Origin of the sequence: Sorangium sp. So ce375 (assembly GCF_051473855.1) — a bacterium.
GTDB lineage: Bacteria > Myxococcota_A > Polyangia > Polyangiales > Polyangiaceae > Sorangium.
In genome coordinates, this window is the sequence record NZ_CP150335.1 from 1,864,122 (window position 1) to 1,890,875 (window position 26,754).

General features: G+C 71.3%; 18 protein-coding genes and 1 tRNA gene. 8 read left to right on the forward strand and 11 right to left on the reverse strand.

The annotated features are described in order from the left end of the window. Nucleotides 1–309: 309 nt before the first annotated feature. Entirely contained in the window at nucleotides 310–2,913 is a 2,604-nt protein-coding gene (locus tag WME90_RS07135) for a GAF domain-containing protein (RefSeq protein WP_437280321.1), read from the reverse strand. An 896-nt stretch (nucleotides 2,914–3,809) separates the two neighbouring features. Here WME90_RS07135 and WME90_RS07140 point away from each other — a divergent pair. Then, nucleotides 3,810–5,207: a hypothetical protein gene (locus tag WME90_RS07140; protein WP_437280322.1), complete on the forward strand. Its 1,398-nt coding sequence runs from the start codon at nucleotides 3,810–3,812 to the stop codon at nucleotides 5,205–5,207. A gap of 110 nt (nucleotides 5,208–5,317) precedes the next feature. Here the strand turns inward: WME90_RS07140 and WME90_RS07145 are convergent, their stop codons facing one another. Beyond that, entirely contained in the window at nucleotides 5,318–5,803 is a 486-nt protein-coding gene (locus WME90_RS07145; protein WP_437280323.1) for a gluconokinase, read from the reverse strand. Nucleotides 5,804–5,902: 99 nt separating this feature from the next. Between WME90_RS07145 and WME90_RS07150 the strand changes: the two genes are divergently transcribed. Continuing rightward, nucleotides 5,903–7,219 carry a serpin family protein gene (locus WME90_RS07150; RefSeq protein ID WP_437280324.1) on the forward strand — a complete coding sequence of 439 codons (1,317 nt, stop codon included), beginning with the start codon at nucleotides 5,903–5,905 and terminating at the stop codon, nucleotides 7,217–7,219. A gap of 100 nt (nucleotides 7,220–7,319) precedes the next feature. Here the strand turns inward: WME90_RS07150 and WME90_RS07155 are convergent, their stop codons facing one another. The 3 genes from WME90_RS07155 to WME90_RS07165 all read right to left on the reverse strand — a co-directional run bounded on the left by WME90_RS07155 (nucleotide 7,320) and on the right by WME90_RS07165 (nucleotide 9,858). Continuing rightward, nucleotides 7,320–7,982 (reverse strand): methyltransferase family protein, encoded by a 663-nt coding sequence (locus WME90_RS07155; protein WP_437280325.1) that lies wholly within the window; start codon nucleotides 7,980–7,982, stop codon nucleotides 7,320–7,322. A 178-nt stretch (nucleotides 7,983–8,160) separates the two neighbouring features. Continuing rightward, a complete protein-coding gene (locus WME90_RS07160) occupies nucleotides 8,161–8,379 on the reverse strand; it encodes a SemiSWEET transporter (RefSeq protein WP_437283572.1) in 219 nt (72 codons plus the stop codon). Nucleotides 8,380–8,400: 21 nt separating this feature from the next. After that, complete coding sequence (locus WME90_RS07165; RefSeq protein ID WP_437280326.1) at nucleotides 8,401–9,858, reverse strand: PLP-dependent aminotransferase family protein; 1,458 nt, start codon at nucleotides 9,856–9,858, stop codon at nucleotides 8,401–8,403. Between the two features lie 91 nt (nucleotides 9,859–9,949). Between WME90_RS07165 and WME90_RS07170 the strand changes: the two genes are divergently transcribed. Then, nucleotides 9,950–10,984 (forward strand): GNAT family N-acetyltransferase, encoded by a 1,035-nt coding sequence (locus WME90_RS07170; RefSeq protein WP_437280327.1) that lies wholly within the window; start codon nucleotides 9,950–9,952, stop codon nucleotides 10,982–10,984. A 186-nt stretch (nucleotides 10,985–11,170) separates the two neighbouring features. Here the strand turns inward: WME90_RS07170 and WME90_RS07175 are convergent, their stop codons facing one another. The 3 genes from WME90_RS07175 to WME90_RS07185 form a co-directional block, all read right to left on the reverse strand. After that, complete coding sequence (locus WME90_RS07175) at nucleotides 11,171–12,118, reverse strand: hypothetical protein (RefSeq protein ID WP_437280328.1); 948 nt, start codon at nucleotides 12,116–12,118, stop codon at nucleotides 11,171–11,173. A gap of 242 nt (nucleotides 12,119–12,360) precedes the next feature. Next, the gene (locus WME90_RS07180; protein WP_437280329.1) at nucleotides 12,361–14,424 is read right to left on the reverse strand and encodes a tetratricopeptide repeat protein; all 2,064 of its coding nucleotides are present in this window, start codon (nucleotides 14,422–14,424) and stop codon (nucleotides 12,361–12,363) included. 771 nt (nucleotides 14,425–15,195) lie between these two features. After that, a tRNA-Arg gene (locus WME90_RS07185) sits at nucleotides 15,196–15,272 on the reverse strand. Between the two features lie 222 nt (nucleotides 15,273–15,494). Between WME90_RS07185 and WME90_RS07190 the strand changes: the two genes are divergently transcribed. Beyond that, nucleotides 15,495–17,126, forward strand: a complete 1,632-nt coding sequence (locus WME90_RS07190; RefSeq protein ID WP_437280330.1) for a L,D-transpeptidase — start codon at nucleotides 15,495–15,497, stop codon at nucleotides 17,124–17,126. A 94-nt stretch (nucleotides 17,127–17,220) separates the two neighbouring features. On the opposite strand, the gene fusA is transcribed toward WME90_RS07190, so the two are convergent. Continuing rightward, nucleotides 17,221–19,332: an elongation factor G gene (fusA, locus tag WME90_RS07195; protein ID WP_437280331.1), complete on the reverse strand. Its 2,112-nt coding sequence runs from the start codon at nucleotides 19,330–19,332 to the stop codon at nucleotides 17,221–17,223. Nucleotides 19,333–19,536: 204 nt separating this feature from the next. Here fusA and WME90_RS07200 point away from each other — a divergent pair, with 204 nt between their 5' ends. From WME90_RS07200 to WME90_RS07215, 4 genes are all read left to right on the forward strand, one after another. After that, a complete protein-coding gene (locus WME90_RS07200; protein WP_437280332.1) occupies nucleotides 19,537–19,884 on the forward strand; it encodes a transcriptional regulator in 348 nt (115 codons plus the stop codon). 286 nt (nucleotides 19,885–20,170) lie between these two features. Next, nucleotides 20,171–22,174, forward strand: coding sequence for a protein kinase domain-containing protein (locus WME90_RS07205; RefSeq protein ID WP_437280333.1), 2,004 nt, complete (start codon nucleotides 20,171–20,173; stop codon nucleotides 22,172–22,174). Nucleotides 22,175–22,226: 52 nt separating this feature from the next. Further along, entirely contained in the window at nucleotides 22,227–23,471 is a 1,245-nt protein-coding gene (locus WME90_RS07210; protein ID WP_437280334.1) for a glycoside hydrolase family 113, read from the forward strand. Nucleotides 23,472–23,524: 53 nt separating this feature from the next. Further along, entirely contained in the window at nucleotides 23,525–24,325 is an 801-nt protein-coding gene (locus WME90_RS07215) for a Cof-type HAD-IIB family hydrolase (RefSeq protein WP_437280335.1), read from the forward strand. A 123-nt stretch (nucleotides 24,326–24,448) separates the two neighbouring features. Here the strand turns inward: WME90_RS07215 and WME90_RS07220 are convergent, their stop codons facing one another. Then, the gene (locus WME90_RS07220; protein WP_437280336.1) at nucleotides 24,449–25,879 is read right to left on the reverse strand and encodes an ATP-binding protein; all 1,431 of its coding nucleotides are present in this window, start codon (nucleotides 25,877–25,879) and stop codon (nucleotides 24,449–24,451) included. 162 nt (nucleotides 25,880–26,041) lie between these two features. Continuing rightward, a complete protein-coding gene (locus tag WME90_RS07225) occupies nucleotides 26,042–26,749 on the reverse strand; it encodes a hypothetical protein (RefSeq protein WP_437280337.1) in 708 nt (235 codons plus the stop codon). Between the last annotated feature and the right edge of the window lie 5 nt (nucleotides 26,750–26,754).

A 26,754-nucleotide genomic window follows, 5' to 3' on the forward strand; every position in this document is an offset into this window, starting at 1 on the left:
GCAGGAAGGCTGTGCGCCGGACGGACTCTGCGCTGCTGTCGCGCGCCTCTACCTCGCTGCCACACGCGTTTTGCGCTGTAGCGTGGCTCGTTCGCACGGCTGCGCTCCCCCTTCGCGCTCCCGCGCATCTCGGGCGGAGCTCTGGCGCGACCTCGGCCGCGCTATGCATGATTTGCGGCCGCTCTGATGCCGGCGTCATGGATTTTCCAGAGGGGATGTTCGAGCCGCGGTGACAGCATCCGCCCACAGCGCTTGGCAAAAGGCCGCTGAGCCCGTATCGCACGAGCCTGTACCCCGCTGCAGCGGGGACTAGCGCGCGTCGTTGCAGCGCCGCATCTCGCTCGCGGGGCTCGCGTCGCGGTTGCAGGCGCGGAGCTCCACGGTGAGGCGGGCGACCTCTTCGACGAGGGCCTCGTTGCAGCGACGGAGCTCGCGCGAGGTGCTCTGCGCGTCGCGGTAGCGCAGCGCGTTGTGCACGGCCACGGCCGCCTGCGATGCGAGGAGACCGCAGAGCTCGACCTGGCAAGCGCGGAACGCTCCAGCGGTCGCGCCGTTCTCCGCATAGAGCACGCCCGTGAGGCGGCCCTGGTGCGTCATGGCGAGACACAAGATCGGTCGCAGGCCGCCCTCCAGCAGGTAAGGGTCGTCCGCGAACCGCTCGTCCATGGCCGTGCTGGCGAGGGCGATCGGCTGCTGCGTCTGGGCGACGTGGTGAACGACGCTCCCGGCGAGCTCGGTGGCGGACTCGAGCGGCGTCGAAGGCCCGACGCGGACCCCTCCGCGGTCGCCGTCGAGCTCGGCCTCGACGGTCAGCGCGCCGTCGCGCGCCAGGATCAACACGGCGCGCTGCGCGCCCGAGCTCTCGATCAGGGTCCGGAGGAGCCGCTCGAAGAGCCGCTCCAGGACGAGCTCCCCGCACATCGCGCGCGAGGCGCGGAGGAGGGCGAACGCGTCGAACGACGTGGGGCGCTCCGTGCTCGCCGGGAGCGCGGACTCCGGCGGACGGCTCTGCGATCCGAGGAGCGAGGCGCGCGCCACGAGGTGCGGGTACTTTCGCGACAGCTGTCGCGCTTTGGCCGTCGCGCCCCACCGCAGGTAGCCCTCGTGGGCGTCGGCCATGTAGACGTGGGCGATCCGCTCCCTGCCGCTCGCCAGGTGGAACTTTGCGCAGAGCTCGCTGGCGAGCGCCTCGTCCCGGACGAACCCGTTCACCTTCGCCGACTCGATCGCCTGATCGTAGAGCTTCATCGCCGCGAGCTCCTCGCCGGCGGCGCGCGCGCACTCCGCGCGGAGGAGGAGGTGCTTGTGACGGTAATTGTCCGGGCACCGCTCGGCCCACTCCGAGAAGCGGTCACGGTAGCTGGGCACCGAGACGGTGGTCAGCTGCCGGCCGCGCGCCAGCGCGGGCGAGAGCAGCGTGAGGCAGGTGTAGAAGAACACCTCGGTCGCGAGGTGATCGTCGACGCCGCCCTGCATCCTCGCCTCGGCCAGCGAGCCCATCCGCAGCGCCCCCTCGTAGTCCTCGTTCAGAAAGCAGAGCTGCTGCCGCAGCGCGTAGTGGACGCGCGCGACGGCGCTGTACGCGGGCGCCGAGATCTTCCCGCCGTGGCCCGCGTCGTCGAGGTCGCCGCGATCGGGCGCGCGCGATGCGCCGGCGCGCGTCGTGTCCATCAGGTCGTCGAGCGCGCGGCGCACCCCGGTCAGCGCGAGGACGGCGAGCTCTTCCCTGGCGCGCCGCACGAGCGAGAGGAACCCGTCGACCTCGGCCCGCACCGCCTCGCACTCGTCGCCTAGCCCGAATCGAACGAGGGCGGTGTGGACGCACGCCTGGGACAGGTAGGTGAGATCGCCCGTCCTGAGCCCCGCCTCGAGGGCGGCCTGGAAGAGATCGAGGCTCGAGAGGAGGTGATCGGTGAAGATGCTGACGTGGGCTCCGAGCACGACGCGCAGCCGGCAGGAGAGCTCGTGCTGTCCGGACCTCTCGTTCATCTCGAGCGCGAGATGGCCGAGCTCGTAGGCCTCGTCGTAGCGGCGGAGCACCCGCGCGGCGATCCAGGCGTAGGCCGCGTAGCCGTACGGGGAAACCCCGCCGTTGCCGTGCTCCAGCGACAGGTTGACCTGCCTGGCCGCGATGAACGTGCAGAGCGACGGGCTGACCATCGCGGAGGGCACCATGAGGGCCATGAGGAGCCGGAGCGCCGCGCGGGTCCGGGCGTCCGACGCCTCGGGCTCGTCGAGCAGATCCTTGAGCCGGCGCGTGCCTAGCGCGGTGCGCGCGGCCGCGAGCTCGGCGTCCGCGGCCGTCTTCCGCGCCGGCCCCTCCTCGGGGAGGGGGACGCCGAGCATCGCGAGGGCCCTGTTTCCGAGCGCCAGCGCCTCGTCGAGCCGGCCCTGGGTGGTGTACACGGCGATGCGCAGCTCGTGCGCCCTGGCGCGCTCGAGGTCCGAGCGCGCCTCCGCCGCGAGCACGTCGAGCAGCGACTCCGCCCGATCGAGCCGGCCGCCGAGGTGCGCGCACTCCGCTGCCTCAGCGTGCAGGGAGAAGGCGATCTCGTGGTTCCACTTGAAGCTCCCGTCCGGCAGCGCCGCGATCCCTGCCTCGAAGAGATCGGCGGCCGCGGGGGTCGCGCCCCGCTCCCTCGCCTTGCGGCCTGCAGCGAGGTTCATCGCGGCGAGCGCTGCCCGCTCGCGCGGCTCGACGATCAAGGGCGCGCCGAGGTTCAGGTGGTGCGCGGCCTCGAAGAGCGCCTCGTCCGAGCGCTCGCGCTGCGATCGCGCCTCGGCCATGCGCCCGAGGCGCAGGTGAACCGCGCGGCGCTCCGCGTCAGGGAGCGCGGCGTAGGCCTCGACGTCGACCTTCAGCACCTGCGCACGTGGGGTGCGCTCGTCAGCGGGCTCGCAGAGCAGCTTCATCGCCATCTCCGAGGCGATCGCGGGGGCGCCGGCGGCGAGGGCGGGGCCAGCGCGGGGGGCCGCGCCGTGGCGCCTTCGCTCGCGGGGAGCGCCGTCGTGATCGTAGATGGGTGGGGGGTCATGGAGGGGCCGTCGCCCGCGGCAGCGGGCTCCACCAGCGGCGATACGTCCGCCGGAGTCGTGTGAGAGCATCCTACCTTAAGTGGGCGCGGGTGCGCTACAGTGGCAGGCTCCCGTCTCTTCGGTCTCCGCGCGCCGCGAGGCGCCCTCGGCGCGCAGAGGAGAGCGGCCTGACGTTCGGGCGGGGGGCCCGCCGGCGGCCCCCGGCTCCGCCGGCCGCGCCGGCGGCACGACCTTGCGCGTCGAGCCGGCCCGCCCATCCGACCGCGGCTCGCCGGGGCCGGCGGCGTTGAAGATGCCAGTCGCCCGCGCCTCGACGGCAGGGACGAGCCGCTCGGCCAGATAGCGTACATCGATGATCCGGATTCGGAACAAGCGATGTCCGGGGTGGGGATGAGCTGTCGACTTCTATGGAATGAGCTGTTGACCTCTGTCGGTGCGAGCTGGCGAGTGCGTGACTCGAACGGTCGCGCGGCCGGGGCCGCGCCGTCGGCTCGCCGCCGAACGGCAGTGTGAAGAGGGCATGAGTCGACGCTGTGTGAGCGCGCTGTCTTGCCCCGGATGAGCCCGCATCATCGAGAAAAATTTGGATTTTTCAACTTCGCGAGAAGCTTGAAAGGCGCGGGCCATGGTCCGCATCCTGCAATGTCTCCAATGTGCCCGCGTCGAGGCGGGAGAGGAGATGCCGTATGTGGTCTGTCTTGAGAGCACTGAGCGCTGTCTGTGGCGTCATCTGCTGTGGAGCCGGGTGTACGTTCTCCGAGGCTGTGGACGCCGTGGCGGAGGGGGAGCCGGGGGTCGACAGCGGCGGTGCGGAGGAGGCGAACGCGGAGCACGGCGCGCCTCCCGGGATGTGCGGGACGGGGGCAGTCGGCTCCGGGGGCGTGTGTCCGGGCGCCGCGGTCGCAGCGAGCAGGGGACGAGCCGGCGCGGCCGGGCTTGCCAGCGGCGAGCGGGCCGAGCCAGCGTGCCGGCGGAGCTCGTTTAGCCGGCAGTATCCCAGCAAGGGCGCGACCCTGCGCGGCTTCACGATCGACAGCGCCGGCCGCGCGCTGCTCGTCGGCTCGTTCGAAGGGGAGCTGACCTTCGGCAGCACCCGGCTGCGGAGCGCGGGCGCGGCGGACGTCTTCGTGGCCAAGCTCGATGCGTGCGGCGCTCCCGTCTGGAGCGAGCGGTTCGGCGACGGCGCGGCGCAGAGCGCCATCGATGTGGCCGCGGGCAGCGGGGGCGACTCGCTCGTGCTCGGCGATTTCTCCGGCACGGTCCTCTTTGGCGCACGGCGGCTCGAGGCGGCGTCGCCCTCGGGCGCGGATCTGTTCGTCTCGAAGCTCGGCCCGAGCGGCGCTGTGAGCTGGGCGGCGCAGATCTCCGCGGAGAAGGACTCCATCCTGAGCGGCACGGCGCTCGCGGCCGACGGCCGTGGCGGCGCGCTCGTGCTCGGCACGCTCGAGGGGGCCGCGAAGATCGCCGGCGCGCGGATCGAGCGGCGGGCGATCGGCGCCTTCGTCGCCCGGCTCGACGCCGCGGGTCGCTTCGCATGGGTCAGCCTGCCGCCGAGCGGCTCCGACAGCGAGGAGATCGGCATCGAGGTCGACCGCGAAGGGAACGCGATCCTCGCGAGCCAGGACGCGCGGGGCACGGCCACGTTCGTGACCAAGCTGGACCGGAACGGAGCGCTCGTGTGGCACAAGCGGTTCCGCGGCTCTTCGGAGCAGCTCGAGGCGGCGTACGACCTCGCCGTGGATCCGGAAGGCGCCGCGCTGCTCTCCGGCAGCGGCGTCTTCGGCGAGCCCGAGCTGCCGGGCGGCCCGCGGCCGTTCGTCGCCAAGATCGGCCCGGACGGCCGCGTGATCTGGGTCAAGCGCTTCGACGCGCGGAGCCCCCTGCGGGTCACGGCGAGCGGCGAGAGCGTGGTGCTGGCCGGCGATGCGCCGTGCGAGGCGGCGGACAAGCCCGCGTCGTGCGGCGCGTGGGCGACCGGGCTCAGCTCCAGTGGAGAGGAGCAGTGGACCCGGCGCATCGGCTCGGACGTTCACGTCTCCGGGCTGGAGATGGATCCGTGGGAGCACCCGATGCTGGCCGGGTCCTTCCAGGGCACGACGGCGCTCGGGCGCGGCCGCCTCTCCAGCGAGCAGGGCGCGCTCTTCCTGACTCGCCTGTCGGACCCGGGCTGACCGTGCAGGCGCCCCGGTCCTCCCGGAAGATCGACTGAACGAGCCTGGCTTCGGGCCGGCCGGTGTGGCGCCGGCTCACCTGGCTTCGGGCCGGCCGGCGCGGCGCCGGTTCACACGCCGAGCGCGCGGCGGATGGCGGCGACGATCTCCTCGGGGGTGCCACCGATGTCGACGCGGATCGCGTCTTCGGGCGGCTCCAGCGCGGCGAGCTGCGTCGAGAGGAGGCCGGCGGGCATGAAGTGATCCTTGCGCGCCGAGAGGCGCGCGGCGATCAGCGCGGGATCGCCGGTCAGGTGCACGAGGCGCATCCGCGCGGGGTCGACGAGAAGCTGCGCGCGGTACGCCGCCTTGAGCGCCGAGCAGGCGATCACGGCGCCGCGCCCCTCGTCGAGGAGCCGGCGGGTGCGCGCCGCGATCGCGGCGATCCACGGCGCGCGATCCCGATCGTCGAGCGGCTTGCCGGAGCGCATCTTCTCGATGTTGGCGGCGGGGTGGAGGTCGTCGGCGTCGACGAGCTCCCATCCGAGCTCGCGCGCAAGGAGCGCCCCGACCGTCGTCTTCCCGGCGCCGCTCACGCCCATCAGGAGCACGATCACGGGCGTTGCTCCTCTCCGAGGGCTGTCTCTCGCGCTCTCCGCATGGTGGGATCCATCCTATCATGGTCGGTTCGGCACGCCCCCTGCTGCGCCGGGCGCATGCGTAGGTCTCCGATCCCCGTGGTCCTGTTGCCATTTTTCCTCCTCTGCGCCGGCTGCTCCGCTGGCGGCGCAGAGCCGGGGCCACAGCCCGCGCCGTCCGGGTGCACCGATCCGGGCACCGCGGGCTGCGTGATCGCCTCGGAGAAGCAGCGGGTCCGCGCGCCTCGGGTGCCGGAGGCCGACGCCAGGGAGCTCGCCGCCGGCAACACGGCGTTCGCGCTCGAGCTCTACCGCCGGATCGGCGCCGCGCCGGGCAACCTCTTCTGCTCGCCGTACAGCGCGTCGAGCGCGCTGGCGATGACGTACGCGGGCGCGCGCGGGGAAACGGCGGACCAGATGGCGCGCGCGCTGCGCTTCACGCTGCCGCAAGCGCGGCTCCACCCGGCGTTCAACGCGCTCGATCTGGCGCTCGCGCGCCGCGGAGAGGGCGCGGAGGGGCAGGACGGCGGGGGGTTCCGGCTCCACGTGGCCAACGCGATCTGGGGGCAGGTCGGCTCCTCGTTCGTGCCGTCGTTCCTCGACGTGCTGGCGGAGAGCTACGGGGCCGGGCTGCACGTCGTCGACTTCGTCCAGGCGCCGGACGAGGCGCGGGGGATCATCAACGGCTGGGTGGCCGAGCGCACCGAAGACCGAATCAAGGACCTCCTGCCTGAAGGCGCCCTCGGGCCCTCGACCCGGCTCGTGCTGACCAACGCCATCTACTTCAATGCAGCATGGCAGTTTCCGTTCAAGGAGGGAGAGACGGCTCCGGGCGACTTCACGCTGGCGGACGGCTCCACGGTCTCGGTGCCGATGATGACGAACCACGCGCAGATCCGCTATGGCGAGGGCGACGGCTACGAGGCGCTGGAGATGCCCTACGACGGCGGCGAGCTGTCGATGGTGCTCGTGCTCCCGTCGGAGCTCGGGGGCTTCGAGGCGGGGCTCGACGCCGCGCGGCTCGATGGCGTCCTCGCCTCCCTCGGGTCGCGGAGCGTCACGATGACGCTGCCGAGGTTCAAGTTCGCCTCGACGCTGCCCCTCGTCCCGCCGCTCGAGGATCTGGGCATGCCCATCGCCTTCTCCGATCGCGCGGATTTTTCGGGGATCAACGGGCAGGGCGGCCTGTTCATTACGGACGTGCTCCAGAAGGCGTTCGTCTCCGTGAACGAGGCGGGCACCGAGGCGGCGGCGGCGACTGCAGTGGTCATCGGCGAGACGTCGGCTCCTGAGCCCGCCACCATCCGCTTCGACCGCCCGTTCCTCTTCTTCATCCGGGATCACGCGACCAGCGCGATCTTGTTCATCGGCCGCGTGGCCGACCCATCCAGGTAAGAGCGCCGGGCCCGGGGAGCGCGAGGCGCCATGCGACAGGTGTGGCATCCTGTCCCATGGCGCCGCGTCCCTGGCGCGACGCGCGCCGCGCGAGCCCTCGTCAGTAGAGGCGAGGGACGAGCCGCGCGGACGTCCTGCGCGCGTAGTCGTCGTATTCCGGGAAGGTGTCGCGCAGCACGCGCTCCTCGTATCCCATGCGGATGATCTGCAGGACCGTCTCGACGGTGTAGATCAGGAGCGCGGCGATGGACGGATAGAGCAAGATGATGCCCGTCCCCTGGATCAGGGTGGCGAGATAGACCGGGTGGCGCACGAGCCTGTATGGGCCGCCGGTGATGAGGCGCCGCGCCTCGGGCATGATGCTGAACGACTTGCCCAGCCACCCGATGCTGACCACGGCGAGCGCCAACCCAGCGACGACGAGCAATGTGCCCACCACCTGGCGGCCGGGCATCGGCGGGACCTTGGGCAGCCATGCGATGCTCGCCGGCAGCAGGCCGGCGGCGAGCGCGGTGATGCGAGGTACGATGCCGCTCAGCTTGCGTACAGGGCGGAGGCGAACGAGCGTGAGCGCCGCGACGAGCAGCAGGTAGGCCTCGGTGGCCACGAGCGAGGCCACCGTCGTCCCGTACGTGAGCCCCCTGGGGCCACTCCAGAGAAACAGGTGAGCATAGATATCGCGCCCGACGAACAGGGCGTTATAGAGCATGAGGACGGCGAGCGGCAGCCGCATCGCGAGGTCGTAGAGCACCGCGCCATTCATTGTATTCCCCCTTACGTCGCATCGTGAGAGGGGGCGCGGGCGAGGTCAAGCCAGCGGGGCTTTTGCCGCGTCGGATCCATTCCTTCATCCACCGCGGGCGCAGCGCGCTTCGATGGCGGCGGGGCCGCGGGACGACCGCGGTCTGTCGGAGACAGCGCCCGCGTGGGAGGAGGAGAGTTCAGCCGTATCGGAGCTTGAGGAGGAACACCGTGCCTGAGAGCACCAAGGTGATCGCGTTCGCGATGACGATGGGCACGTCCTGCGTGAGCAGGCCGTAAATGAGCCACAAGCCCACGCCGGTGACGAACGCCGCGTACATGCCGACGGAGATCGACCGTGTGTCGCGCGTGCGCAGGGTGCGCAGCACCTGAGGAAGAAAGGAGATCGCGGCGCTCAGCTGGTCCGCCTGCCTGGGCGCTCACAGCGCCTCGACCATCCTCTCCACCGCATCGCTGATCTCCCGCTCGTCCAGCGCCGCGAAGCCGAGCCGCAGGAAGGGGCGCTTCTTGCCGTCGAACGCGAACCGTCGCCCCGCCGAGAACGCCACCTTCCGCGCGAGCGCGCGCTCGGCCCACGCGTCCGCGTCGATCGCGGCGTCCACCTTGGCCCACAGGGCCATCCCGCCGGCTGGCACGGCGAAGTCGAGCGCGTCGGGCAGCCGCGCGCGCAGCGACGCGACGAGCAGATCGCGCCGCGCCAGGTAGACGCGGCGCGCCCGCTGCGCGTGGCGCTGCACCTCGCCGTCCTCGAGGAGCTCGGCGACGGCGCGCTCCACGGCGTGATCGCCCTGCCGGTCGACGAAGGTGCGGTGGAGGGAGAGCCGCTCGATGAGCGGCTCGGGGGCGACGACGAAGCCGATCCGGATCCCGGGCGCGAGGATCTTCGACAGGGTGCCGATGTAGACGACGACGCCGGCCGTGTCCGCGCTGGCGAGCGGCAGCACCGGGCGGCCGTCGTAGTGGAACTCGTGATCGTAGTCGTCCTCGAGGATCGCGATCCGGCGGGCCCGGCAGAGCTCGAGGAGCGCGATGCGCCTGCCGGGCGCGAGCACCGCGGTCGTGGGGTACTGGTGGTGCGGGGTGACGTAGACGGCGCGAACGCGCTCGCGATCGGCGAGCTCCGAGAGCGCCTCGATCGAGAGGCCCGCTGCGTCGACCGGCAGCGGGACGAGCCGCGCGCCGGCGAGGCGCAGCGCCTCCCACGCGGGGCGGTAGCCGTACGACTCGACGGCGACCGCGTCGCCCGGCGCGATCAGCGCGCGCGCGGCGAGGTCGAGCGCCATCTGGCTGCCGCGCGTGACGAGGACCGACTCCGGCCCGGCGGCGAGGCCGCGCACCGTCGAGAGCATCGCGGCGAGGGCGGCGCGGAGGCGCTCGTCGCCGCGCGGATCGGCGTAGTCGAGCAGCCGCTTCGATCCGGTGTGCAGCGCGCGGCGGTAGGCGCGCGCGAGCGCCGCGGTCGGGACGAGGCGCATGTCGGGGAGGCCGCCGCTCATGCGGAGCGTGCCGGGCGGGATGAGGGGCACGTGCCGGAGCGGGGTCGCGCCGAGGTCGAAGCCGAGCCGCGCCGGCACCTCCGTCCGCGCGGCGGCGCGCCGGGCGAAGCCGCGGGGCGCCGGCGCCGGAAGCTCCGCCGAGACGAAGGTGCCGCGCGCGGCGCTGGCCTCGATCCAGCCCTCGGCGGTGAGCTCGCGGTACGCGGCGAGGACGGTGTTGCGATGGACCGACAGGGAGTGCGCGAGCGCGCGGCTGCCCGGCAGCTCGGCGCCGGCGCGGAGCCGGCCGCGGCGGATGTCGTCGGCGATGGCGCGGGCGATCTGCAGGAAGATCGGCTGCGGCGCGGCGGGATCGACGGCGAGGGCGAGCTCCCAGGGCATGCGGACTGGTCTAGCAGAAATCGGCGAACCGGATCTTTCGGGAGTACCAGGTGCGCGCCAGTGTCAGCGCATGCGCAGGGAGATATTCCGCATGGAACGGGCGGAGGCCGAGGCGCTCCTCGGGCTCGCGAAGGTGGTTCACGTGGCGTCGACGACGGCCGAGGGCGAGCCGTTGCTGCGGGCGGTGCACGGCGTCGTGGTCCGCGGTGCGATCGCGTTCCACGGCGCACCCGCGGGCGAGAAGACCGAGGCCGTCGGCCGGCCCGCGGTGGTGTCGTGCGAGCAGGTCGTCGCGTCGATCCCGAGCTACTTCACCGATCCGGAGCGGGCGTGCCCGGCGACGACGCTCTACCGGAGCGCGCAGGCGCACGGGGTGATCGAGCGCGTGGACGATCCGGACCACAAGGCCGAGGTGCTGGAGGCGCTGATGCAGAAGTACCAGCCCGAGGGCGGGTACGCGCCGCTCGACGCGTCGAGCCCGCTCTATCGCAAGGCGATCGCGGGCATCCTCGTGCTCGCGGTCCCGCTCTCGCGGCTCGACGGCAAGGCGAAGCTCGCGCAGAACCGCACGCCCGAGGAGCGGGCGCGGATCCTCACGAAGCTCTGGGAGCGGGGGGCGCCGGGCGATCCTGCGGCGATCGAGCTCCTGCGCGGCGCGTGCCCGGACACGCCGGTGCCCGAGCTCCTGCGGGCGCCGGCGGGCTGCGTGCTCGCGTGCGCGCTGGGCCCGCGCGACGCGGAAGCGGCCGTCGATCTGCTGGAGGGCGGCTACTGGAACCAGGGCGTGACGCGCGAGGCCATCGCGCGGGCGCAGCTCGGCTCGTCGGCGTGGGTGGGCGCGCGCGACGCATCGGGGCGGCTCGTGGCGACGGCGCGGGCGATCAGCGACGGGAGCAGGCGCGCGTGGATCTACGACGTGATGGTCGCGCCCTCGCTGCGGGGCCGCGGGGTGGGCGAGGCGGTGGTGCGGCTGCTGCTCGGGCACCCGGCGGTCCGCGGCGCGAGCCACGTCCACCTCGGCACGCAGGACGCGCACGCGTTCTACGCGCGGTTCGGGTTCCGCGACCGCGCGAAGCTGCCGCCGCGGCCGTTCACGTCGACGGAGATGCAGCTCGTCAGGGGGTGACCGTGCGGGCGGACGCTTCAGCGACGAGGACAGCGATCTCTGTACTGCAGACGTACTCGAGACTTGCCACGGGCGCGGCGCGCTCGCTTGCAGCGAGGCGCAGTCTTCTACTGCTTAGAGGGGGCGCCATGCCGCGACCGGCATGTGGAAGCGGGCGCGCATGGGCGGACGCCAAGATGCCGTGCCTCACCGCCGCCGCGTCGTCGTCGCTGTCGGCGCGCGCCGCCGAGGGCGCGGCGTTGCTGCACGCCGAGGGGTAATCACGAGCGCCCGATCACCGCGATACTCCGCGACGCAATTGCTCGCGTCATCGACCGACATGAGCCACACGGCGTCGAGCACGTCGCACGGAGCGAGACCGACGCGCGCCTTGAAGTTGGCCCCCGTCACCGGGGTCGGGCTCGGTGGCACGATCGCATCCAGCGCCACCGGTGAGGTCAGCGGCGCCGTTGTGTTCCATCCTGTTGGCAACGAGGTCAGGTGAACCTGGTCGATGCCCTCGAGAAGCGCCTCGACCCCCTCGCCTCTGTCAAGCCTTGGCAGCGGGCGTCTTGGTCCTCCCTGGAAGGGAGTCAACGTCCAGCGGGCGCCTTTCGGTGCCACGGAGGGACCGACCATCTGGTCGTGCCTGGCGCCGTCCGAGCCGTGATGCGGGATCTTCAAGATCAGGCTCCCAGGCAGTTCTGGGTACGATTGAAGGACCTTCGTCCAGCCAGTGCGCGGGCCGACGCCGTGATCGTGCTCGGGAAGATCGCCGCCCAGCACGAGGCGTGTGCTCCCGTAGCGCACGTGGAGCACGGCGGAGAGCTCGTTCGCGCGCGTGCAGAGTCGCTTGGCGAGTCCGGCGGGTCGGAAGAACGCGCGCGAACCATCCCGATCCGGGGCGACGACGTCGATCGTCAGGTCGGTACGTGCGAGCGGGAGCCGCTCGCCGGCGCGTAGCTCGACCCGCCCGGTCCCGTTCCAGTCCCACTCATGTTGAATGCGGGACAGCACATCCTTCACGGGCCCCGCGAGCAGGCCCGGATAGTCCTCGACGATCGGATCATCGCGCAGCGCTTTTACCTCGCTTCGATGATGGGTGGCAACGCAGGCGAGCCAGCGAGGTGAGGTAAGGTCGATGAGCTCGACCATGCCTTCGTAGTGATCCTTGTGCGGGTGCGTGAGCACGATGCCCTCGGCGGGCTCGTCGTCGATCCGGTAGCGCTTCCATATCTCGTGCAGCGGGTACCGCCCAGTGCCGGCCTTGCAGCCGTCGACGAAAATCCATCCCCCCGCCGGGCGGGGCAGCGCGATCGCCAGGCCCTCCCCCGGACCGGGGCCGGCGATGAAGAAGTTGAGCCTCGTGCGATCCAGAGCGTCGCGTCCGGGGAGCATCAAGCGCCTCTCGCTGTCGTCTCATCGCGCAGATAGCGCAGCCCGTGCTCGATCTCCTCGCGCTCGGCCTCTGTCAGTGGACGCCGCGGTGCATGGTAGCGCACGCGTGCCACCTGTCCTTCGTAGCCGCCGTACTCGAGGAAGCGCCCGATCTGCGGGGGCTCTCCGCTTGCCATGCCCACGAGTCTCTGCTCGTCCACCTCGACCGTGAATAGCGTCCGATTGTTCGGCTCTGCGAGGATCAGGGTGACCTTGCCATCCTCGATTGACTCCACGCGCCCTGGATACCAATCGAGCAGCCGAGCCTCGCGAAGCTGCGACGCCCTGCCACGAGGCGCTTCCACCATGATCAATGGCGGCAAGAGCAGCGGCTCGTTCCAGCGCTTCGCGACGGCGACGCTCGAAGGATATATCGGCTCACCCAAGCGCTCGATCTCGTCGTATTGCGCGAGCTCCTCGCGCAACTTTCCGAGCTTCGGGTAGTCCTTGAAATCCTGTGGCGTCAACGTGTTCATCACTTTTCGCGATAGCTCCAGATCACCGACATCGAGGGCAGTGCGCGCGATCCAGTAATGGAAATGGGCGGGGAGCTTTACCCGCGTGGCCCATTTGCCTGAGAGCACGCGGGCAGCTGCGCGCTCCCATGCCTCGTGCGCGTCACGCCTGAAGCCGTTGGCCCGCAAAAACGTGATATATCGGCTATTGTACCATGGATTGTCGTCGTCGCGGGCGATCGCCTGCTGGTATTCGTCCCGCGCGGTACGGCCATCCTTTCCCGCCTGATCTAGGTTCCAGGCCAGGTAGTGATGGCTGTAGGCGTCTTGGGGATCGTCTTCCAGAATGGAGCGATATACCGAAGCGGCCGCCTCGTACTCCTTGAAGTCGACGCTCAGTGACCATGCGCGCTCGTAATGAATAAGGCGCGAGAGCGGTTCCGTGTCGAGCGGCGCTTCTGGACCCAGGTGAGCGCCGTGATGTAGGACTTCCAGCCACGAGCGCATGGTCCCTTTCTTGACCGCTTCCCTCGGCGTCGATGCCCCATCTGACTCGCGGTAGTGCCTCATTAGCCGCTCGTTCTCCAGGGGAGCTGGCGATCGTGCCCCGCCGATGATGTCACGGAGCGCCTCGTCCGCCCTGGCCCCAAGCTCCTCGTCTCGGAGCAGGCATGTCGCCAGTGCGCGTTGTGCATCGACCATGTCGCCGGCGATCTCGTGGAGGACCGCCCCTGGAACAGGGAACCTAGGAAGCGAGAGCCGGCTCAGCGCGTGCCTCCATTCGCGATGAGCCTTCAATGTTTCCTGAAGCATCAGGACGAGATCGGAGTAGGGGTCGGGCTTTTGGAAGACCTGATGGATCGCCTGCTCGGAATGGCCGACCGAAAGGCAAGCCACGCCAAGGCGCAGCACGAGCGGAGGCCGCCCGACGGCCCCGGAGCCACCGATGCCCGCGAGCCGCTTGGCCTCGCTTCGCATATCGCCCCATCCCAGCCAGTCCCATTTGCTCCCATCGAAGAGGTAATCCTCGCCGGCTTCGGGCATCGGGAGATCCTCAGCAACCGCGCATGCCTGCTGCTGGAGCCATGGGGGCGTATGAGCGGAAGCTACAATGGCATCCAGGCTCTCTTTGAGGAGCGCCTTCAGCACTGATTTCGGGTTGTCCGGCAAGGTACGCCTTGGATCTTCGGGGTGCCGGAACCAGCTTCGCGGGATGTACAGGACAATCATTGGGGCGTCCTGCCCGCGCTGGGCAAGCTCACCCATCACGCTTGCCACGCGTTCGTGAATGGTGAGATGTCGGCTCCAGGTGCGCACGGGTAGCCTCTCGAGGCCGAGCGCCTGGCAGAGCTGACCGAGGACGTGCTCCATTGCGTCGATGTCGTACGCAGGCAGGTCGAACGGGATCACCCGGCGTCCGACGTTCTCCAACGCGGCCGTGAGCATCTGGACGAACCATCTCCCTTCGCCCCCCGGCGCCACGCGCAGCAGCCGGCGGACGGGGACGTCCGGCTTACGTGCGTGGACAGCTCCGACGACTTGCTCGATGAGCTGTGGTCTTCCCTGCATCGTTCGTCTCTCCTCGTATTGTCGCGGGCTGCGCTGCGTGCGTCAAACGGTCGGCGTTGCCGCGCTCACGATTGAGCAGCGCAGATCCTTACGCCGGCCGCCTGCCCAAAGAGAGCCTCCTGCCCCTCTCCGCCCTTCTTTCTTGGCCGCTTTGTCTTCCGTTCCTGCTTCTCCTCGCCATCGCCTTCCGCGCGGCGTCCACAGCAAGGGCGAGGAGCACCTTACGCCTTGGTGCGCTGGAGTGAGCCCGGGGAGCCGCCGAAGAGCGGCATGACGCGGCACGCGTAGCTGTCCGGGACCGCGGTGGAAGCGGCCATGGAGTGGCTCGTCATCCTTGTGAAGTGGCGCGTCGAGAAGGATGGACGCGACCGGATCCAGTTGGTTCGTGGCCAACCAGGCGCCGCAACGGCAAGCGGCCGCATCGATGGAGCAAGCCAACCAAGAAGGACGCGAAGCGACATCTCAAGATCGGCGGGATAGCCGACCTCGTGGTACGCCACGACGGATGCGCCGTCCACCGGCACTCGAGCCGCCACGACTGCCCGCCGTCACTCCTCGCCGGAGCGCAAGGTCGCGCGTGAGGCATCGAAGAGGACAGGAAAGCCCTCGGCAACGAGGTTCTCCGTATGACACAGCGGAGTGCGCACCTCTAGCCAGGCATGCACGGCGATGACCGTGAGGTAACATCAAGGCCGGTCATCCTGGCCTTTCAACATGCGCCAGGCCTATCTCGGCCGAAGTTGCCCTCGACGAATTAGTCAATGATTCCGCTGGCGCGCCACAGTGGATTCGAACCACTGGCCTTCGGCTCCGGAGGCCGACGCTCTATCCAGCTGAGCTAGTGGCGCACTCTCGCGGGTTTCGCGAGGGCCCGGAACCTACCCAAGACCTGGCTCCCGCGCAACCCCTTTCCTGCACCTTTTGCGCGCCGCCGCGATCCCGCCCGTCCCGTCACCCGCCGCTCGCCGAGGGCCCGCGCCGGCCGTGGCGCCGCCGCCGCCCGCCCGCGAGGGCGGCGCGCCTCTGGCCAAAATTTGGCCACCGGCCCGTCTGTCCGGCATTCCCGGGGCATGGATGCCCGACAGCGAAGCTCCGCGATCCCGGCCCCCGCGCGCGGACCCCTCCCGCTCGCCCTGGCCGTCGCCGCCCTCGCCTTGCCGGTCGCGCCGGCCTGCAAGGGCGGAGAGAACGCCACGCCGGAGGGCATCATCAGCCTCTCCGCTGGCGCGGCCCAGAAGACGGCCGAGAACGACCCCGCCACCCTCCCGCGCCCGGACGGGCCTCGCATCGGCGCCGTGCAGATGGTCGCGCCCATCTACGAGAAGGCGGACCGCCGCTCCGCCAAGCTCGGCTACCTCCGCGCGGGCGGGACGGCGCCCCGCGGGGAGAAGCCCGCGGCGTTCGACGACTGCCAGGGCGGCTACTACCGCGTGCTGCCCGCCGGGTACATGTGCGCGGACGGGGACGCCACGATCGACATGCAGCACCCGATCCTCCGGGCGCTCACGCGGCGGCCCGACCTGTCCAAGCCGATGCCGTACCCGTACGCCTTCGTCCGGGCCATCGCGCCGAACTACTACCGGATGCCGTCCACGAAGGAGCAGCTCCAGTACGAGATGAGCCTGGAGCGGCACCTCCGCAGCTACAAGAAGCTCAAGAAGAAGTGGGACGAGATCAAGGTCGGCGCCAACGACGTGCCGCTCGACGCGGCGGGCAACGTCGTCGGCGACCCGCCCGCGGATCCGCCCGAGCTCGGCGACAGCGAGCTCTTCGGCGGCAACGGCAGCGACGAGATCCCCTGGTTCTTCAAGGGCGGACGGCAGCTCCCGAACATCTCGTCGTTCAAGGTCCCGGGCTACGCGATCATCACCAACCGGATCGCCCGCAAGGCAGGGCTCGCCCTCATCGACACCTTCATGGGCGACGGCGGGCGGCGCTTCGCCATGACCACCGACGCGCGGCTCGTGCCGACCTCGAAGCTCAAGCCGGCCCGCGGCTCGACGTTCCACGGCGTGGACATGACCAAGGGATGGGAGCTGCCCCTCGCGTTCGTGCACCGGCAGGACGCGAGGCGCTACGACATCTCCGGCGGCGAGATGGAGAAGGCGGGCGAGCTGCCGTGGCACTCCGCCGTGCAGCTCACGGGGCGCTCGAAGAAGGTCGGCGGCGCCCGCCTCGTCGAGGCGAAGGACGGGACGTGGGTGCGCGACTCCGACGTCGCCATCGCGGTGAAGCCCTCGGAGCTGCCGTCGTTCGCGCAGGGGACCGTGAAGTGGATCGACATCTCGATCCTGAGCCAGACGCTCATCCTCTACGAGGGCAGGAAGCCCGTCTTCGCCACCGCGGCGGCGACGGGCCGTGACGGGCTCGGCGACCCCAAGAAGACCTTCTCGACCGTGCGCGGGACGTTCCGGATCCGCGACAAACACGTCACGACGACCATGGACGCGCACGAGGTCGACAACAAGTTCGAGCTCCGCGACGTGCCGTGGGTGCAGTACTTCGAGGCCGGCTACGCGATCCACGCGGCGCCGTGGCACGACGACTACGGCAAGCCGCGGAGCCACGGCTGCATCAACCTGTCGCCGATCGACGCGCGCCTGGTGTTCCTCTGGACCGATCCGCCGGTGCCCGAGGGGTGGCACGGGGTCAGCACGGGGAAGGCCACGGGGGAAGGGACCATCGTCCACATCCATCCCTAGGCGGGCTCGGACATCGGCCCGTCCCCCGCACAGCGCCACGCGGCGAGCTCCCTCCCCCAGGGCCTACGGTAGTGAAGGGGCTCGGGGGGCGCGGTCAGTCCTCGTCGGCTTCGGCCTTGAAGCCGCTCTCCTTGATCACCTTGTCCTGCACCATCGGCGGGCAGACCTCCAGGTGCTCGACGTTCATCGTGAACGTGCCTTTGCCCTGGGTCATGCTCTTCAGCTTCGACTCGTACTCGAGCACCTCGGAGAGCGGGACGAACGCGTTCACGATCGTCTGGCTCTCGACCGAGTCGGTGCCGATGATCCTCCCGCGGCGGCTGTTGATGTCGCCGATGATGTCGCCCATCGCGACGCTCGGCACCGTCACCGAGAGCCGCACGATGGGCTCGAGCAGCACCGGCGCGCACTGCGCGGCGGCGGCCTTGAACGCCTTGCTGCCCGCCATCTGGAAGGCCGCGTCCGACGAGTCGACGTCGTGGTACTTGCCGTCGAAGAGCCGCACCTTGACGTCGATCATCGGGAAGCCCGCCAGGACGCCCTTCGACATCGACTTGACGATGCCCTTCTCGACCGAGGGGATGAACTGCCGCGGAACGGCGCCGCCCACGACCGCGTCCTCGAAGACGAAGCCGCCGCCGCGCGGCAATGGCTCCATGTCGATGTAACAGACGCCGAACTGGCCATGTCCGCCGGTCTGCTTCTTGTGCTTGCCCTCGACGTTCGTGGCCTTCTTCGAGATCGTCTCCTTGTAGGCGATGTGCGGCGGGCCGAGCCGGCAGTCGACCCCGACGCGCCGGCGGATGCGCTCCACCGTGATCTCCAGGTGCAGGGCGCCGAGGCCCGAGACGACGAGCTCGCGGGTCGCCGCGTCCTGGTGCACGCTGAGCCCAGGGTCCTCCTCGGTCAGCCGGTAGAGCGCGTTGCCCACCTTGTCCTCGCCGCCCTTCGCGTCGAACCGCACGCCGCGCGAGAAGAGGGCCGGCGGCAGCTCCGGCGCGCTGAACAGGAAGGGGTGCTTCTCGTCGGAGAGCGTGTGCCCGCTCAGCGTGGCCTTGAGCTTGTGCAGCGCCACGATGTCCCCGGCGCGCGCCTCGTCCACCTGCTTGTGATCCTTGCCGACGACGCTGTGGATCTTGCCGAGGCGCTCCGCGCCGCCGGTGCTCGCGTTGAGCATCGTGGCGTCGGGCCGGAGCACGCCGGAGAGCACGCGCACGAACGAGGTGCGGCCGGCGTGCGGATCGATCGAGGTCTTGAAGACGAATGCCGCCGGGGGAGCCTCCGCCGACGACGGCCGCTCCGCGGCCTGGGGCGCGGCGCCGGGCTTGCCGCTCGGGACGACGCCGCTCCAGGCCGAGCGCTCGGTCGGCGGCGGGACGAGCTCGACGATGCCGTCGAGCAGCGCGGCGACGCCGCTCGGGCGGACCCCGGAGGCGAAATAGACCGGGATCAGCGCCCCCCGGCCGACCGCGGCGCGGAGCCCCTGATCGAGCTCCTCCTGCGTGAGATCGCCCTCGGTCAGGTACCGCTCGGTGAGCTCGTCGTCGCTGCCGGCGACGTCATCGACGAGCTTGCCCCGGGCCTTCTCGACGGCGCCCGCGGCGTCGGCCGGCACGGGAGAGCCCGCGGCCGTGGCGGGCGCCTCGGGCTTGTCGAGCCAGGCCTTCTTCGTCCGGATCGCGACGACCCCCCGGTGCTGGAGCCCCTCGCCGACGCGCTCTTCCATCACCGCGAGCGGCGCCTTGAGGCGCGCGCGGACCTCGGCGAGCACCTCGTCGGGCCGGGCGTTCTCGGCGTCGACCTTCGTGACGACGATCATGCACGGCAGCTTCGCCTCCCTCACCCAGCCGAAGACGCGCTCGGTGATCGGCTGCACGCCGTCCTTGCCGCTCACGACGAGGATGGCCGCGTCGACCGCCGCGAGGGCGAGCCGCGTCTCGGCGAGGAAGCTCCCCTCGCCCGGCGTGTCGACGAGGTTCACTTTCTTCCCTCCCCAGGAGAGGTGCGCGACGCTCGCCTCGAACGAGCAAACGTGCTCTTTTTCCTCGGCGGTATCGTCGAGGATACTCGACTTGTCGTCCACCTTGCCGAGCTTGGCCGTCGCCTTGGCGACGTACAGCATGGCCTCGGCAAGCGATGTCTTCCCAGCCCCCTTGTGCCCGATGATTGCAACGTTCCTGATGTCCCCTGCCTCAGTCGTTGTCATTCCTCGTTCGTACCAATCCCCGTCGAGATCGAGAAGGCCGGTACGCGATTTTTGCCGCACTTTCCTCGACGCAGGAGGTCGGCGGAGCCGCGTGGCGAGTCGCTCACCCGAGCTCTGCCGCGACGCGCTGCGGCGTGCGCTGGCGATCAGCGCTTGTCCGGCGCTGCCTGAGTGGCGCGCTCGTCCTGGATGTCGGCGCGCGACATGAGCACTCTCCGCCTCGTGCTCCAGATGGTCCTCGGTATCGCGCTGCCGTTCGCGCTGCAGCGCTGGGACAAACGGCGGCTCACGCCCGAGCAGCGCCGCGCTTGCTGGAACGGAGCGACCTGGGGCGCGGCGCTCTATGCGTTCGGCCCGCTGTCCATGCTCGGGTGGTGCTGGGTCACGCGCGGCGTCCAGCACGGGCGGCCGGGGTCGCGCGGAACACGCGGAACAGCACGATTCCGCGCCTTGAAAGCGCTCGGGCTCGGCGCCGGGTCCGCCGCAGCGCTCGTCCTGATCCTGAGCGGCGTCGATTCTCTGGTGGCGCTCGCATTGGGGCTGCCCCCGTAACGCGCGTGGCGCGTGGGTGGTGCGTGGACAGCACCTGGACAGCGCGTCGATGGCGGATGGCCGATGGCGCATCACCGCAGCCGCTCATGAGAGGGCTGCAGGCCGGCCGGCCGGCCAGCTGGCCGGCCAGCAACTGCGCCCAAATGCGCGCAGAACGGACATTTTCGTATCAGAGAGTCACTAGACGACACGTCATGGACGCGATAGCAGCACTTTGAAGCTGCTATTCATGGCACAGGCTTTGACTCTGTCCGCGGCGCTCGCGGACACACACCGAGGCAGTGCGTTGACGTCGCTGAAGCCCAGAAGAGAGGATCGCGCGGCCGCACGGGAGCGGACCGACGCTGAACATGCGCCGTGGGCGGCCGAGGGCGGCCCGCGGAGGCAAGAGATCGTCGCCGGCAGGTACGCGGTGGAGACCCGGATCGGCGCCGGCGGCCTGGGCGTCGTCCAGCTCGCGACCGATCGCGCGTCGGGCCAGCGCGTCGCGCTCAAGCGCGTCGATCCGAGGATCGCCGAGAACAGGCACGCCGTCGAGCGGCTGCTCCGGGGCGCCCGCGCCGCGCAGGCGATCAAGGGCAGGTACGTCGCGCGGATCCTCGACGTCGGGGTCGAGGGCGGCGCGCCGTTCGTGGTCAGCGAGTACCTGGAAGGCTCCGATCTCACGAGCTATCTGCGGCGCCGCGGGGCGCTCCGGGTCAGGGAGGCGGTGAAGTACCTCCTGCAGATCTGCGAGGCGGTCGTGGAGGCCCACGGCATCGGGATCCTCCACCGGGACATCAAGCCCGAGAACCTCTTTCTCAGCTTCGGCGACGGCGCCCCGAGCGTGAAGGTCCTCGACTTCGGTGTGTCGGCCGTCGCGTGCGGCGTCGAGAGCGAGGGGCCGAACGCCGCGTCGGGCGCCATGCGGACATCGCTGCTCTTCATGGCGCCGGAGCAGATGAGGTCGGCGGGCGGCATCGACGAGCGCGCCGACATCTGGTCGATCGGCGCGATCGCCTACGCGCTGCTCTGCGGGGCGAGCCCGTTCGACGCGCCGACCGAGCTCGAGATCTGCACAAAGGTCCTGACCGAGCCGCCCGCGCCCTTCCCGGCGTGGGTCGAGCCCCCGGAGCTCCGGGCGCTCCTGCTCCGCTGCCTCGACAAGGACCCGCAGGCGCGCCCTCCGGACGTCGCGAAGCTCGCGTTCGCGCTCGCGCGCTTCGGGGGCGAGGGCGCGGAGGACGCGGCCGAGCGCGTGTGGGAGGCGCTCCGGGCGGACGAGACCGTCCGCATGGCGACGCCCGCTCCCGGGCCCGTCGCGGACGAGTGGGAGGCCGACACGCTGGCCGACCTGCCGAGGATGTCGCCCGACGATCTCATGAGCGACCTCGAGAAGACGGCCAAGTGGAATGCCCCTGGAGGCGGCGCTCTGTCCGACATCACGCTGGTGTCCCACGCGGGCGCGTCGTGGGACGGCGGCGAGCAGCTCCGGGCGAGCCGGACTCCGCCCCCGCCGGTCGTGATGGTGAGCCCGCCGGAGCGCTCCGCCGAGCCGTGGGCGAGCGTGCCAGGACGGCCGCCCACAGCCGAGGACACGCCCGTTCCGCTCGGCCGCAAGGTCGTGCACCGCGTCAGCGCGGGCGCGGCGCCTCGCGTCACGCCGGCGCTCGAGGCGCGCGCTCCGGGGGAGGACGACGCGGAGCGGCTCACGGTGGTGCGCCGGGGTCCGTCGCCGTGGCCGCGGCGGCTCGCGATCGCGCTTGCGCTCTTCGGGATGCTCGCGGGCCTCGGCGGCGTGTGGCTCGTGCAGATGCGCTCGCTCGACGGCGGCGGCAGCACCGCGCCCGCGGCGAAGGCGCTGGCGAAGCGCGCGGACCAGGCGCGCTCGTCGGTGGCGGCGGTGCGACAGAGCGCGGCCGCTCCTGCGGCGCCCGAGCCTTCGCCGGAGCCCCTGGCAGCCGAGCTCCCGGCGGCCGAGCCGGCTCCCGAGAGCGCCGCGAGCTCCGAGGGCGAGGCGCCGCGGGTGGCTCAGTCGGGGAGGGCCCGGGTGGACGCGCGGCGCCCCGAGGTGATCTACGAGGAGGTCGAGCGCGAGCGGCGGCGGCGGCGCGAGAAGCTCGAGCGCGAGCGGGCATGGCGCGAGGAGACCACCCGCGCGCGGCAGGAGCGCGACGCATCTCGGCGCCAGCCGTCGCGGCCCGAGCAGGGCGCGCGCGAGCCGTCGCAGCCCGAGCAGGGCGCGCGCGAGCCGCAGCAGCCCGGGGAGGGCGACGGCGCGCAGCGGCCCCCGGCGAGCGACGGCGGGTGACGTCCGCGGCCCCGTGGGTCGCCTGCCTGGTATAAGGCGGCCCGTGCCAGGGATGAGTCGAGGAGGTTGCGCGCTCGCCCGCGCAGCGGGCGCCGTGCTCGCCGTGTCGGTGGCGGCTGTCGGTGCTCCTGCGCGTCCCGCGAGCGCCGCGCCGCGGATCGCGCCGCAGGCGCCGCGGATCGCGCCGGAGCGCCTGCCGTACGGCGCGGCGGGGTGGGCCGTGTCGGGCTGGGGCGGCGTGCGCGGCGTGACGATCGGGCCGATCGAGAACCTGCGGCACCCGGGCCGCGGCTACGGCACCGCGGCGAGCGGGCGGGCGATGGACGAGGCGGCGGCCATGGGCGCGACGTGGGTCAGCCTGACGCCGTTCGGCCGCGTGTGGGACGGCAAGGGCACGGGCGTCGATCTCGTCTTCGAGGCGCCGTTCGAGGAGAACCGGCGCAACGTGCTCGCGGCGATCGCGCAGGCGCACGCGCGCGGGCTCAAGGTGCTGCTCGTCCCGCACCTCTGGGTCGAGAGCGGCGAGTGGCGGGCCCTGATCGATCCCGGGGACGACGCCGGCTGGGCGCGCTGGGCCGAGTCGTACCGCCGGTTCCTGCTCACGTGGGCCGCGGTCGCGCGCGAGGGCGGCGCCGAGATGCTCAGCGTGGGCGTCGAGCTGCGGAGCTGGGTGACGACGCCGCGGGCGGCGAGCTTCCTGCCGATCATCGAGGAGGTGCGCCGCGTGTATCCGGGGCTGCTCACCTACTCGGCGAACTGGGACGACGTCGAGGACACGCTGATCTTCGACGCGCTGGACCTCATCGGCATCAACGCGTTCTACCCGCTCGCGGAGCGCGAGGGCGCGTCGTTCGAGGAGCTGCTGCGCGGGGGGCGCAAGGTGGCGGCCGGGGTGGACACCGTGGCGCGCGCGTGGGGCAAGCCGGTCCTGCTCACGGAGATCGGCTACACCACGCGGCGCGATCCCGCCGTGCGCCCGTGGGAGTGGCCCGACCGCATGAAGGACGTGGTGGTCGATCAGCGCTCGCAGGCCGAGGCCTACGCCGCGGTGATCGCGCCGTTCCTCGACGCGCGCACGTGCGCCGGCTTCTTCGTCTGGCGGCTCTACGCCGATCCGGACGACGTCTCGCAGGAGGCCGAGTGGGGCTTCTCGCCGAGGGGCAAGCTCGCGGAGCTCGTGCTGCGGGACGCCTTCGCCGCCCGCTGGGCCGCCGACGGCCCCTGGCTGCCCGGCGACGCGCTCGGCGGGCACCGCGCGCGCACCCCGGGGCTCTTCGGCTGGGAGATCGAGCCCTAGAGCGGCGGCCATGCGGGCCGCCGCCCGCGCCGCATCAAGGAGACCGCAGTCTGATGAACACGCGATTGGCCATCATCGATCTGGACGACACCCTGCTCGGCCCGGACAAGCAGATCAGCCCCGACAACAAGGAGGCGCTCGAGCGGCTGCGCGCTTCCGGGTTTGATATCGTCATCGCCTCCGGAAGGCATCACAAGAACATCCTGCGCTTCAAAGATCATGTCGGAGCGATGAGCTGGACGATCTCCTCGCAGGGAGCCGTCGTGCGCCACGCCGGGACGAACGAGCTCCTGCAAGAGTTCACCGTGCCGGAAGCAGAGGCGCTGGCCCTCTACGAGCTCGGTCGCCGCGCGGGGCTCACCCTGCTCGTCTATCACCGCGATGGGGTCTTCATGGAGGCGGAATCCGAGTGGACTCGCCTGTACGCCAGCAGGACGGGCTGGAGCCCCGAGACCGCGGATCTCTCTGGACTGGCCGCCTCCGGCGTGCAGAAGTTGATCCTCTGCGAGTCCGCCGGCAAGATCGCGGAGCTCTTCCCGGAGATGAAGGGCGCCTACGGCGGACGTCTCTACGTCGTCGTGACCGATCCGGAGTATCTCGAGTTCGCCTCGCCGAGCGCGAACAAAGCCCTCGCGGCGGAGAGCCTCGCGAGCAAGCTCCGGGTCGAGCGCCGGGACATCATCGCGTTCGGAGACGGCAACAACGACGCTGAGCTCCTCGCCTGGGCGGGCTTCTCTGTCGCGATGGCGCACGGCCGGGACACTGCCCGGAAGGCCGCGAGCAAGATCAGCCCGCCGGGCCCGCCGGAGACCGCCTTTGCCAGAGCGGTCGACCTCGCGCTCGCTCAGCGATGAGGCATCACCGGCGTCCAGGTCCGTTTCTTGTTGCGCGCGTCCGGGTTGTGTGCCCGCGGAGGCCCCCCCGGGAGCCCGGAGAGACCTCTCGCTCATTCCAGGGAGACCTCGGGCGACGAGGTCCTACGCGCGCGGCGCGCCCGACGCGGACGGCAGGCGCAGGGTGAAGGTCGAGCCCTTGCCCGCGGCGCTCGTCACCTCGATGCGCCCGCCGTGCGCCTCGGCGATGCGGCGCGCGGCCCACAGGCCGAGGCCGACGCCCGGGGCCACGCGGCTCGACGACGGCGCGCGGAAGTAGCGCTCGAACAGCCGTCGCTGATCGTCGGTCGCGATCCCCACCCCGCGGTCCGAGACCGCGATGGCGACCTCGGCGCCCACGCTCGCGACGGTCACCTGCACGGCGCCGCCCTTCGGCGAGTACTTGATGGCGTTCGCGACCAGGTTGTTGAGCACCTGCTCGATCCGGATCGGGTCGCAGCACAGCGGCACGGGCTCGTCGGGGAGCGACAGCTCGAGCTCGTGCGCGGTCGCGGCAGGGCGGTAGAGCTCCACGACGTCGCGGGCGAGCTCGCACGCGTCCCGGGTCTCGAGGCGAAGCTCGATCTCGCCGCCCTCGATCCGCGCGATCTCCATGAGATCCGTGAGCATCCGATCGCAGCGCGCCGCCTCGTTCCCGATGCGGGCGAGCATCGGCCGGAGCTGCTCCTCGCGAGGGAGGGGCCGATCCGGCCGGAGGCGGTCGACGGTGAGCTTCAGCGCGGCGAGCGGGTTGCGCAGATCGTGCGCGACGCTCGCGAGGATCCCGAGCTGCCTCTTGCGCTGCTCGGCCAGCGCGGCGGCCATCTCGTTGAACGCGACGGCGATCTCGCGCAGCTCGTCGAGCCCGCCCTGCGGCGCGCGGGCGTCGTGCGAGCCGGCCCCGTAGCGGTCGATCGCGGCGCGGATCGAGAGGAGCGGGCGATAGACGCACCTGCGCAGCTGCCAGAGCGCGAGCAGGACGCCGGCGAGCAGCATCCCGGCGGCTCCGACGCTCACCATCTCCGAGAGCCTGTTCACCTCGTCGACGCGCCCCCGGGCGATCCGCGCCTCGGCGAGCCTTCCGGCGAGCAGCCGCTCGAGCGCGGCGAACGTCCGGTCGACTTCATCGTGGGACACCATCGCGTCCGCCCCGCCCTGCCGGTGCTCGTGCGTCTCCGTGTGCGTGGCGAGGTAGCGCTCGATCTCCCGCTCGGCTTCCTCGAAGACGCCGGCGCTGTCCGCGGTGGCCGGCCGCTCGCGGGCGTCCTCGAGCCATCGGGAGAGCTCGCGCCTGGCGGCGTCTCGCGCGCGGACGTGCTCGGGGAGGTGGGTCAGCGCGATGCGGGCGCTCTCACGCTCGTGGGAGAGGAGGTGGATTTCCAGCTGCGTGATCGACCGCACCTCTCGAACGATGTTGAAGAGGCCCCCGACCTCTCGGCTGATGTACGTGGTGCTGAGCGTGAACCCGCTCGCCGTCAGCAGCGCGAGGGCGGCGAGCCACGCGGTGCTCGCCGCCGCGAGCGTCTTCAGCTTCATCGTCGTCCCCCGGTTCCGGCTCAGGTCGCGCCGGGAACGAGCGGAAGCGTAGCGCCTCGAGCGCGCGCGGCCCGCCCGCTGGGCGATCCAGAGTTCCCGGATCGGTCCAGCGACGCCGCCGAGCTCGGGCGCAGCCGGAGCGATGCGGCGCCGCGCGCGCCCTCAGGCGTGCGCCTTCTCCAGCCCCTCCGGGATCGACAGCGCCGCCCGCGCGATGGTCATCTGCCGCTCGAGATCCTCGGGCGACGCGGGGGTCTCCAGGATCAGCGCCGCGTCCTCGGGGACGTGGGCGGCGATCCGCTGGAACGCGTGCGCCGCGCTGCGGCTGAGGGCGCCGTGGCGGCTCCCCGCGTTCACCTCGCTCACGTGGAGCTGCTTCAGCCGTGTCCTGTGCTCCCGCACGAGGAAATGGGCCTCGGTCATCGTGCGATCGACCTGGTGCGCATGGCCGATATCGAAGCAGAACGACGCGTCCGGCAGCGCGTCGAAGAAGGAGCCGAGCTCCTCCACGGTGCGCCCCGTCCGCTTTCGCTTATCCATGTTCTCGAGCGCGAGGAGGCCGCCGAGCTGCCGGAAGGCGCCGAGATCATGGAGGGTGTCGGGGTGGAGGACGATCAGCCATCCAAGCGCGGCCACCTCTGCCATGGCGTCGGCGACGGCGCGCTCCTCCGCCGCGTCGAAGCGGCTCGGGGCGTGGAACGAGACGTAGCGGTACCGCGACAGATCGAGCGAGCCGAGGAGCCGGAGCAGCGGCCTGAGCTCCGAGATCCGCAGCGCGGAGAGCTCCACGGCGGTCGCCGAGCTCCCTTCGAGCATCGAGAGCGCCCGCTCGACGTCGCTGAGGGCGAGCGCCCCTGTCGAGTAGCCCACCGGTC